The 10264-nt window shown below is 62.3% G+C and carries 9 protein-coding genes and 1 pseudogene; 7 read left to right on the forward strand and 3 right to left on the reverse strand.

Translation table 11 applies throughout. From position 1 onward, the window contains the following. Positions 1 to 15: 15 nt before the first annotated feature. Together B5V00_RS12715 and B5V00_RS12720 are read right to left on the reverse strand one after the other, a co-directional pair. Positions 16 to 333: a hypothetical protein gene (locus B5V00_RS12715; RefSeq protein WP_085011181.1), complete on the reverse strand. Its 318-nt coding sequence runs from the start codon at positions 331 to 333 to the stop codon at positions 16 to 18. Positions 334 to 337: 4 nt separating this feature from the next. Next, positions 338 to 1120, reverse strand: a complete 783-nt coding sequence (locus B5V00_RS12720; RefSeq protein ID WP_085011182.1) for a LuxR family transcriptional regulator — start codon at positions 1118 to 1120, stop codon at positions 338 to 340. A 226-nt stretch (positions 1121 to 1346) separates the two neighbouring features. Here B5V00_RS12720 and B5V00_RS12725 point away from each other — a divergent pair, with 226 nt between their 5' ends. After that, positions 1347 to 3182 carry a UbiD family decarboxylase gene (locus B5V00_RS12725; RefSeq protein WP_085011183.1) on the forward strand — a complete coding sequence of 612 codons (1836 nt, stop codon included), beginning with the start codon at positions 1347 to 1349 and terminating at the stop codon, positions 3180 to 3182. 49 nt (positions 3183 to 3231) lie between these two features. Here the strand turns inward: B5V00_RS12725 and B5V00_RS12730 are convergent, their stop codons facing one another. Further along, positions 3232 to 4911 (reverse strand): methyl-accepting chemotaxis protein, encoded by a 1680-nt coding sequence (locus B5V00_RS12730; RefSeq protein WP_139800768.1) that lies wholly within the window; start codon positions 4909 to 4911, stop codon positions 3232 to 3234. Positions 4912 to 5051: 140 nt separating this feature from the next. On the opposite strand from B5V00_RS12730, the gene B5V00_RS12735 reads away from it, so the two are divergent. The 6 genes and pseudogenes from B5V00_RS12735 to B5V00_RS12755 all read left to right on the forward strand — a co-directional run bounded on the left by B5V00_RS12735 (position 5052) and on the right by B5V00_RS12755 (position 10134). After that, positions 5052 to 5861, forward strand: coding sequence for a TatD family hydrolase (locus tag B5V00_RS12735; RefSeq protein WP_172399746.1), 810 nt, complete (start codon positions 5052 to 5054; stop codon positions 5859 to 5861). Positions 5862 to 5922: 61 nt separating this feature from the next. Beyond that, a complete protein-coding gene (locus tag B5V00_RS12740; RefSeq protein ID WP_085011186.1) occupies positions 5923 to 6687 on the forward strand; it encodes a tRNA threonylcarbamoyladenosine dehydratase in 765 nt (254 codons plus the stop codon). 106 nt (positions 6688 to 6793) lie between these two features. Then, positions 6794 to 8713: an RNA-binding domain-containing protein gene (locus B5V00_RS12745; RefSeq protein WP_216355488.1), complete on the forward strand. Its 1920-nt coding sequence runs from the start codon at positions 6794 to 6796 to the stop codon at positions 8711 to 8713. Between the two features lie 167 nt (positions 8714 to 8880). Next, a pseudogene (locus tag B5V00_RS12750) lies at positions 8881 to 9093 on the forward strand (DUF3375 family protein); the annotation flags it as partial. A 43-nt stretch (positions 9094 to 9136) separates the two neighbouring features. Continuing rightward, a complete protein-coding gene (locus B5V00_RS16995; protein WP_139800769.1) occupies positions 9137 to 9361 on the forward strand; it encodes a hypothetical protein in 225 nt (74 codons plus the stop codon). A gap of 17 nt (positions 9362 to 9378) precedes the next feature. Further along, positions 9379 to 10134, forward strand: coding sequence for a sulfite exporter TauE/SafE family protein (locus B5V00_RS12755; RefSeq protein ID WP_085011187.1), 756 nt, complete (start codon positions 9379 to 9381; stop codon positions 10132 to 10134). Positions 10135 to 10264: the final 130 nt, after the last annotated feature.

Below are 10264 nucleotides of genomic sequence, written 5' to 3' on the forward strand. Positions count from 1 at the left end.
GGAGGGGTGGATCCGTCAAACGGGTGATTTTTTCAATGGAGCGTGGAAGAGGCGGTTGCGGTTGAGAGCGGGGAGTTTCGGTCGTTGCGCAGAGGTCGCGGTGGGCCGCAGTTCAATGATCCGCAATTGCGGCCTGACGGCCCGGATCGCCCTGGAAAGCGCCGCCGTGGTGGCTTCTTCCACGCCGGCAAGCAGGACCAGTTGCCACTCCTGTTGTTTGAGGCGAAGCATCAGTTCGGCGCTGGTTCGGCAGAGATAAAAGTCTCCGGTTGTCGGCAGCAGCGTCTGGAGAGCGCCGGGGCCCCAGACGAGGATTGCGGCAGAAGGAGCCATACGTTTACCGCTCCCCGGTGTCCACCGGAGCGGACACCGCTCGATCCAGAGAAAATTCGGGGGTCAGCAATCCCAGGGCGCAGGCCCTGGCCACCGCCTGCTGGCGGTTGGCGGCGCCGAGTTTGCGCAACACGTTGTTGAGATGGTAGATCACCGTTCGTTCACCGATATGCAGGATACTGGAAATTTCCCAGGAGGTTTTACCCTTCGCGGTCCACAGCAGGCAGTCCTTCTCTCTCCCGGTCAGAGGGACGGTCGCCGGCGGCTGTGCCTGTTCGTCGCTGCAACGCAACAGGCCGTCAACCAGGTAGCCGGCGACCAGGCAGGCCCTGGGCAGGGCCTGCTGCAGGCTTTTCTCCGGCTGCGGGTGGTCGCTGCCGTTGGCCAGGGTGAGAACTCCGAACAGCCCTGCCGGACCATGCACCGGAATCGTCAGTCCGGCAACCAGGCCATGGGTTCCGGCATCAGCAATGAAGTCCCTCCCCTCGTCTTCCAGTGATTGCGGCAGGTCGTCCCAGAAGAGCGGCAGGTGGGATTGCAGGGCATGCTTCAGGGTCGGATCCCTTTGAAAACGTTCCGGTCGGCAGAGCAGAGACCACCAGTCATCGGGGAGCCCGGAAAGGGCCGAGAGACCGGCTTCGGCCGGATTGGTGAGCTGGCCGCCGAGGACCAGGAAATGGTCAATCTTCAACTGCCGGCAGATGCTGCAGCAAAGGGTGTGCAGCCCCGCGAGATCAGGGGCCTGCCGGATATGACTGAGGCAACGGTGCCACCAGGAGTGCTTCATAGGGCTTCAGTCGGGTTAGGGTCCGGAAACAGCCGCGGGAAAGCCCCCCTCTCCGCCCTCTTGATGCACGGCAATTCCCATAGCAGAACTTCTAAACTAGCATGAAGAGCGGTCCCGTTCATCTCCTTTTTTGCAAACCTGTAAGGATTTAGGGGGGATGGAGGAGTGTTGAGTTCCGCGGACAGCTCCGTTATGATGCGGACGTCCACCGCATGAGGAACAACAGATGGGATATCGAAATCTTCAGGACTGCATCGCCGACCTGGAACGACGGGGCGAGCTGATCCGCATTGAACAGGAACTCGACCCGCGCCTGGAAATCGGCGCCGTACAGCGCCGCGTCTACCGGGCCGGCGGACCGGCGTTGCTCTTCACCCGGCCGCGGGGCAGCCGGTTTCCGATGCTCGGCAACCTGTTCGGCACCCTGGAGAGAACCCGCTGGCTGTTTCGTGACGCCCTGCGCGGTGTGGAAACCCTGGTCCGGGCCAAAATCGACCCGCGGGAACTGCTGAAGAGTCCGAGCGCCCTGCTGCGGGCGCCGCTGGCCGCTCGGTACCTGCTGCCGAGGCGGGTGCGGAAGGCGCCGATCCTGGCGCACCGGACCGGGCTGGAACAGCTGCCGCAGCTGGTTTCCTGGCCCCGGGACGGCGGCGCCTTCATCACCCTGCCGCAGGTCTACAGTGAAGATCCGGCCGCGCCCGGTTGGCGCCATTCGAACCTCGGCATGTACCGGGTGCAGATTTCCGGTAATGATTACGGTCCCGCTGAGGCGGGGATGCACTACCAGATCCATCGCGGCATCGCCATTCACCACCGCAGAGCCCTGGAAGCCGGGCAGCCGCTGCGGGTCAATGTCTTCGTCGGCGGTCCGCCGGCCTTGAGCGTGGCGGCGGTGATGCCGTTGCCGGAGGGGATGCCGGAAATCGCCTTTGCCGGGCTGCTCGGCGGCCGGCGGATTGACCTGACCAGTGCCGCCAACGGCTTGCCGATGCCGGCCGAGGCCGACTTCTGTCTCACCGGCTGGCTCGATCCGGCGGTGTTGAAAAAGGAGGGGCCGTTCGGCGACCATCTCGGCTACTACAGTCTCGGCCACGAGTTTCCGGTCTTCCGGGTCGAAACCGTCCATCACCGGCCCGATGCCATCTGGCCCTTCACCACCGTCGGTCGTCCTCCGCAGGAGGATACCAGTTTCGGCGCCTTCATTCATGAACTGACCGGCGAACTGATCCCCGAGGTTCTGCCGGGGGTTCACGCCGTCCACGCGGTCGATGCCGCCGGTGTTCATCCGCTGTTGCTGGCGGTCGGCAGCGAGCGCTACACTCCTTACGCCGAACCGGGTCGTCCCCAGGAACTGCTCACCCAGGCCAATGCCATTCTCGGCCAGGGACAGCTGTCGCTGGCCAAGTATCTGCTGATCGCCAACGCCGGCGACAATCCGCCCGAGTTGCAGCGGATCGACGATTTCCTGCGCTTCATGCTGGAACGGGTTGACTGGCGGCGTGACCTGCATTTCCAGACCCGCACCACCATCGACACCCTCGATTACTCGGGGCGCGGTCTCAATCGGGGCTCCAAGCTGGTGGTGGCGGCGGTCGGAAAACCCTTGCGCCGCCTTGCCGCAGTCCTGCCGGAAAACCTGCGCCTGCCGGACGGCTTCTCCGATCCGACCCTGCCGCTGCCCGGCGTGCTGGCGGTCCGGGCTCCGGCCTGGGGCGCCCCGCCCCACGGCAACGACCCGGTCCTCGACCAGTTCTGCCGCCGACAGGAAAAACTCGGCATGGATGAAGGCATCGCGCTGGTGGTGCTGGTCGATGATCCGCAGTTTGTCGCCCGTTCCCTCGACGACTGGCTGTGGACGGTCTTCACCCGCTCCGATCCGGCGGTCGATATCGACGGCCTCGGCGCGGACACGCTTCACAAGCACTGGGGCTGCACCGGCCCGCTGGTTATCGATGCCCGTCTCAAGGCGCACCACGCCCCGCCGTTGGAAGAGTTGCCCGAGGTGGAAAAGAAAGTTGACGAACTGGGCGGGCCGGGCGGCCCGCTGCACGGGATTATCTGACGCCCGCAACGGGGCCGGTAAAAAAGGAGAGGGGAGACCAGCTTCCGGATCAGTGCTGGAAACGTTCCGTCTGGCCGCGCAGCTTCTCGACCAGGGTCTCCAGGACCTCGATATTCTCCAGGATGACCTTGGCGCGGTCGGCATTCTTGCGCAGCCGCTCTTCAGAGGCGGTGAAATGTTCGAAGATCTCGCTGGAGATCTGCCGCTGAAAGCCGGTCGCGTCCTGAATCGCCTTGATCTGCCGTTCACGGTCGGCCAGTCCGCGATCGAAATCCCGGTTGGCCTGCACCTGTTCCTCCATGCCGTGGGCGATCTGGTCGGAGGCGGCTTTCATCTGCGTGACCCCTTCCTGGATGCGGGCGATGGCGGACTGCTGCTCCTGGATGGCGCGGGCAATTGCCTTGACTGAACGCAGACTGTGGCCGGCATCGTCCAGCAGGGTGCGGGCGCGCTCGGCCTGGGAGCCGGTCACCCGGGCGATTTCTTCCGAGGCATTGACCGCTTCGACCGAGCTGGTGAGAATCTTGCGTAGCGCCTCGCCGGCGGAGCGGGAGAGTTCCTTGCCCTTTTCGATCCGCTCACTGGTGGCGGCCACCGCCGAGGTGACCTCCTTGGTTTCCCCGCCGATCGCCTTGACGATGCGCTGGATATCCTGGGCGCTGCTGGTGGTGCGGTCGGCGAGGTCGCGAATTTCATCGGCCACGACCGAAAAGCCTTTGCCCTCCTCGCCGGCCTTGGCGGCGATGATCGCGGCGTTGAAGGCGAGCAGTTCGGTGTCGGATACCAGGTCCCGGATCACTTCGATGATCTTGGCCACCTCGCCGGTCTGCTGCGCGAGGCGCTCCATGGCGGCCATCGCCTTGCGGCTTTCGTCCTCGATCAGGTCCATTTCGTCAATCGAGCGCTGTACCACCAGCAGGCCGTTTTCGGCATCCTGCTTGACATTCTCGGCCTGTTCGGCGCCCTGCTGAACGCCGCTGCGAATCTGCTCCAGGGCAGCGCCGGTGGCATCCAGGTCCTGCGCCGTCCCTTCGACCGAACGGGCGATCTCTTCGGCCTGGCTGGAAACCTCAATGACGCTGGACGCCAGTTCGTCGACGCTCGACGAGGTTTCGAGAAACTTGGCGGTCGAATGGTCCATGGCCGCCGCCATCTCTTCAAGCGACGCGGAAAGTTCGCGCGACATGGAGGCTTCATCCTGTGAGCGGTTGGTCAGCTGCCGTACCTGTTCCTCGATCTCCTGCTGCTTGGCATCCATCTGCTCGACGTTCTGGCGGGTCTGGATGGCCGCCGCCAGGCCGTCCCGGGCCCGGTCGGAGAGATAACGGCTGCCGTCCGCCATGCCGTGATAGAGGGGGACGAACTCGTCGATGGTCCGCAGCAGCCCGCGTACCAGTTGATCGACCTGGTTGACCGAGGCCGCTACCGCCTGGTGCATCCCCTCAACCGTCTCCTGCTCGATATCGATGGTGCCGAGCAGCGGCTGCAGCAGGTCGAGTTGCTGGCGGAGCTGCTTTTTCAGGGTGATGCGGACAAAAAAGAACATCGCCGCGCCGACGGCGTAGCCCATGAACAGGCAACTGAGAATAAACGGCCAGCTGCGGGCGGCCGGGCCGAGCAGCGGCGAGACCGCGAAGGGGAACAGCAGGCCGGTGAGGATGCCGGTGGCATGGGTGAAATAGAAAACCTTGCGGATGTAGGAGATATTGCTGGCGGACGCGTCGGCCATGACGGGACTCCCTCCGATGATGGTCAATGATTGGCAGTCGCCGCAAACTGGGCAATTCATTTGTAAGTATCATGGCTTAGCTCCACAGGCAAGTAAAAGCGGGGTTTTGCCGGCCGCTTCGTTGTGCTAGCATGCCGACCATGAAAGAAGGCGTTTCACGACTTTTCGACAGCCATTGCCATCTCGACCGGCTGGCTCCCGAAACCACCGCCGGGGCGGCTCTCAGCGCCGCGCGCCGGGCCGGAGTCGGCGGTTGGCTGCTGCCGGGAGTCCGCCGCCGGCACTGGCCGGACCTGCTGGCGATCGCCGCTGCCGATGCCGATGTCCGGGCGGCACCGGGGCTGCATCCGATGATGGCCGCGCAGTGGGATGACTCCGCCGCGACGGAGTTGGCCGGGTTGCTGCAGCAACCGGAGTGCGCGGCGGTCGGGGAGATCGGCCTGGACGGGATGATCGACATCCCGCGCCGGCTGCAGGAGACGGCCTTTCACGAGCAGCTGCAGTTGGCGGTCGCCGCCGGCAAGCCGGTACTGATCCATTGCCGGCGGGCCTGGGGAGAGGTGCTTGCCATCCTCCGCCGGGAACGGGCCGAACGGGTTGGCGGCATTCTGCACGGCTTCGGCGGCAGTCCGCAGATCGCCCGCGAGGCTGTCGATCTCGGTTTCGTCATCGCCTTCGGCGGACCGTTGACGTATCCCAATGCCCGCAAAAGGGTCGAAGTGCTGCGCGGTCTGCCGGATGATGCCATTGTTCTTGAAAGCGATGCCCCGGATCTGCCGCCGCATCCCCATCGCGGCGAACCGAACCGGCCCGAGTGGCTGCCGCTGATCGCCGCGAAAGTTGCGGAGATCAGGGGCTGGGACAGTGAGGAAACGGCCAGAATTACGACGGAAAACACCCACCGGATCCTGCGCCGGCAATCGCAACCAGGAAATGAACCCTGGACATGACCGAGTCGCAGTGGTTTTTCCTCGACCCTTGAGCCTTTCGCCTTTAGCCGAATTGAGTATTATGAGTGAACATCGTTTTTCCCGCCTGCAACTGCTGCTCGGCGACGACGGCCTGCGGCGCCTGCGGGAGGCCTCGGTCGTCGTGTTCGGGGTCGGCGGGGTCGGCAGCTATGCCGCCGAGGCGCTGGTGCGCGGCGGGGTCGGCAAGCTGACCCTGGTCGATTTCGACGAGATCTGCCTGACCAATGTCAACCGCCAGATCCATGCCCTGAAAGGGACCATCGGCCGGTCCAAGGTCGAGGTGATGGCCGAGCGCTGCCGGGCGATCAACCCGGACTGCGAGGTGCGGCCGCTGCAGGCCTTCTACGAGGCCGAGCATGCCGAGGAATTGCTCGCCGGCGACTACGACTACGTGCTTGACTGCATCGACCACATTACCGCCAAGCTGCACCTGATCGAAAGTTGCATCGAGCGCAAGATCCCGATCATCGCTTCGATGGGGGCTGCCAACAAGCTCGACCCGACCCGGATCCGGGTCGCCGACCTGGCCGACACCACCACCTGCCGCCTGGCGAAAATCATCCGCCGGGAGTTGCGCAAAAGAGGTATTGAGCGCGGCGTCAAGGTGGTTTATTCAACCGAGGAGTTCCGCGAGCTGTCAGATCGGACCGCGGTCTGCGCCGAGAACTGCATCTGTCCCAACAAGGAGGATCAGCGCTGGCGCTGCACCGACCGACGGGTGATTCTCGGCAGCTCAAGTACCATCCCGCCGATCTTCGGCCTGACCATGGCCGGGGAAGTGATCCGGGAGCTGGCGGGGGAATAGTTTGCAGCAGTTTCTCTTCGCAAACTTTCAGTTTGATCTTCAATTTACGAGGATGAATAGGTACGGTAAATTTCGGGAAGATTGTTTTTTTTAAGCTGGAGATGTCATGGCTAGCAGCAAGCTGACAAGAATCGATCCGGTCGATATTCTGGCCCGGCTCGACTGGACCGAGAATGACGATCTCGAATTTAAGTCGGCCAGGGGCGGCCTGCCGCGCAGCCTGTGGGAAACCTACTGCGCCATGGCCAATACCCACGGCGGCGCGATTCTGCTCGGGGTGGAGGATGACGGCCGGGTCAGCGGAGTCGACCACCCGGAGAAACTGAAGAAGAATTTCTGGGATACCATCAACAACCGGGGCAAGGTCAGTCAGAACCTGCTCTGTGATACCGATCTGGCCGAAGTGCCACATCCGGACGGGCTGATACTCGCTATTCGCGTGCCGCAGGCAACCCGTTACCAGCGCCCGGTCTTTCTTGGCCAAAACCCGCTGACCGGAACCTACCGGCGCAATTTCGAGGGGGATTATCACTGTACGGAACAGGAAGTCGGCCGGATGCTCTCCGACCGTGCCGAGCAGCCGGCCGACAGCCGAATTCTCGAAGGCTTCACCCTGGACGACCTGGACCGGACGAGTCTGCAGCAGTATCGGCAGCGTTTTGCCTCACACAAACCGACCCACCCTTGGTTGAGTGAGGACGATGTCGGCTTGCTCGCCAAGTTGGGCGGCTGGCGCCGCGACCGGCTGAGCGGCATCGAAGGGGTGACGGTGGCCGGGCTGCTGATGTTCGGTCGTGATGAGGCGATCCGCGAAGCGGTGCCGCAATACCATGTCGATTACCGGGAAAAGCTGTCGACTGATCCTGAAATCCGTTGGACCGACCGTTTGACTGTTGACGGAACCTGGCCGGCGAATCTGTTTCAGTTCTATCTGCGGGTGATCCAGAGGCTGGCCCAGGATCTGAAGCTCCCCTTCCAGCTCGACAGCGATCTGTTTCGTCGCGGCGAGACCATTGTTCACGAAGCAATTCGCGAGGCCCTGGTCAATGCGCTGATCCATGCCGACTATCAGGGGCAGGGCGGTATCGTGGTCGAAAAGCACAAGGATCGTTTCGAGTTCTCCAATCCGGGAACGTTGCTGGTTTCCTTCGATCAGCTGATGCGCGGCAATGTCAGCGAGTGCCGCAACAAGTCGCTGCAGACCATGTTCATGATGATCGGCGGGGCGGAAAAAGCCGGCTCCGGGGTCGACAAGATCCTTCAGGGATGGAATTCACAGCATTGGCGCTCGCCCATGGTCAGGGAACAGGTCCAACCCGATCGGGTACTCTGGGTGTTGCCGATGGTCAGCCTGATCCCCGAGGATTCCCTGCAACGGTTGCAGACGTGTTTCGGAGCCAGGTTCGGCCGTTTCAGTAAGCTCGAGGTCCAGGCGCTGGTGACAGCCGATATCGAGGGAGCGGTCGATAATGCCCGAATGCGGCAGATCTCTGGGCGACATGCCAGTGACGTGACGCGAATTCTGCAGGGTCTGGTCTCGAAAGGAGCCTTGCAACAGGAAGGGCAGGGGCGCTGGACACGCTATCGTCTGCCGGATTCTACACTGCCTGGTGACCTTGACTCCGTACATAAGGACCTTGACTCCGTACATAAGGACCTTGACTCCGTACATAAGGACCTTGACTCCGTACATAAGGACCTTGACTCCGTACATAAGGACCTTGACTCCGTACATAAGGACCTTGACTCCGTACATAAGGTTGACCCGCTACTCCTGAAGATTGCCGAACCGGCCAGACGCAGTCAGCGACTGCCGCCGGAGCAAATGGAAAAGCTGATTGTTGAAATGTGTCGCGGACGCTGGCTGACCCGCCGGGAACTGGCCGGGTTGCTGCAACGTAACCCGGACAGCCTGCGCGCCAGGTATTTGACCCCCATGGTGGCCCATGGGGTGCTTCAGTTACGTTATCCCGATAAGCCCAATCGAGTTGATCAGGCTTATTCGGCTGGCTCGGGGGCTGATTGATGAAACTGAAACCTTGCAACCGTCAGAGAATTCGACGTCTCTTTTGTGATTCAGGCTTTGAGTTCGACAACGATAAAGCGAAGCAGCAATTCGAGAATGATGCCAGGTTGCGTGACGGCAGCAGCTATCTGAGCAAGATATTTGCGGCCTTGAGTTGAGTCCCCCTCATGCCTCTCGACTACACCACCCTGGAATTGCTCCGCCAGAGCCACCCGGCCTGGCGGTTGCTGTGCGCCCGTCACGCGCCGCTGGTGGCCGGTTTTCTGCACCGGGTGTTTATCGTGCCCAATGTCCGCAATCTGTCTCAGGCAGACCTGGTCGAGGCCCTGGAAGACGAGCTTTTCGTCCTGCGCGAGCAGCTGGGGGCTGAGGCCTTTCCCTGGGGCGGCAAATGGTTGAAACACAGGATTGGACGGACTGACGATGAAACGCCCCAGAAAAGGTTTGCTTGCCAAACAACAGGAAGAACTCCCATACTCAGATGAGCATTTCGCCTATATTGCCGGCTATACGGAGGGCGGTTTTCCCTACGGAATCACGTGGGAAGAAATGCGGGAGATCGAAGCGGCGGAAAAGAAATCCGCTGGTGTTCAATCGTCCAAGGAGTCGACGGAGGCCCCGCCGGATGATATCGACGATATTTTCTGATCAAGAAGGATGATCTGATGGACCCCTACCTCTGGCAACTCCCGCTCTTATTCGCCGTCGGCGTAATCGCCGGCATCCTCAACGTGCTGGCCGGCGGCGGTTCGCTGCTGACCCTGCCGCTGCTGATCTTCATGGGCCTGCCGGGGGCGATGGCCAACGGCACCAACCGCATCGCCATCTTCTGCCAGAACATCTTCGCCATCCGCGGTTTCCGCAAGCGCGGCATGCTGCCGCTGCAGCTGGCGTTGCTCTGCACCCCACCGGCGCTGCTCGGCAGCTGGTTCGGGGCGAATCTGGCGATCAGTCTCGATGACCAGCTGTTCAAGCGCATCCTGGCGCTGATCATGATCGGGGTGATGGTCTTCACCGCCCTCGACCCGATGAAACGCTTCCGCCGCGAGGATGTGGTCTTCGGTCCGTTGCGCAAGCTGATCCTGGTGATCAGTTTCTTCGGCGTCGGCGTCTACGGCGGTTTTGTTCAGGCCGGGGTCGGTTTCCTGGTCATCACCGCGCTGCTGGTCCACGGTCTCGACCTGGTGCGGATCAACGCCGTCAAGGTGTTTGTCATCTTCACTTACACCTTCATCGCCCTCGGGGTGTTCATCTACCACGACCAGGTCAACTGGGCGCTCGGCCTGGCGCTGGCGGCCGGCAACTCGGTCGGCGGCGTGATCGGGCCGAGGCTGGCGGTGGCCAGGGGGCATGACTGGATCAAGAAGGTGGTGACGGTCACGGTGCTGGTCTTCGCCCTGAAACTGCTGCTTTTCCCCTGACCCTGAGTGAATTCCTTGTTGGTGGACAGCCCAACGAAAAGAACGTTTGCGTCGAATCGGTTCTCGCGTTCTTTTCATCTCACATCTCACATCTCACATCTCACATCTCACATCTCACATCTCACATCTC

The sequence above is a fragment of the Geothermobacter hydrogeniphilus genome, assembly GCF_002093115.1.
Classification (GTDB): domain Bacteria; phylum Desulfobacterota; class Desulfuromonadia; order Desulfuromonadales; family Geothermobacteraceae; genus Geothermobacter_A; species Geothermobacter_A hydrogeniphilus.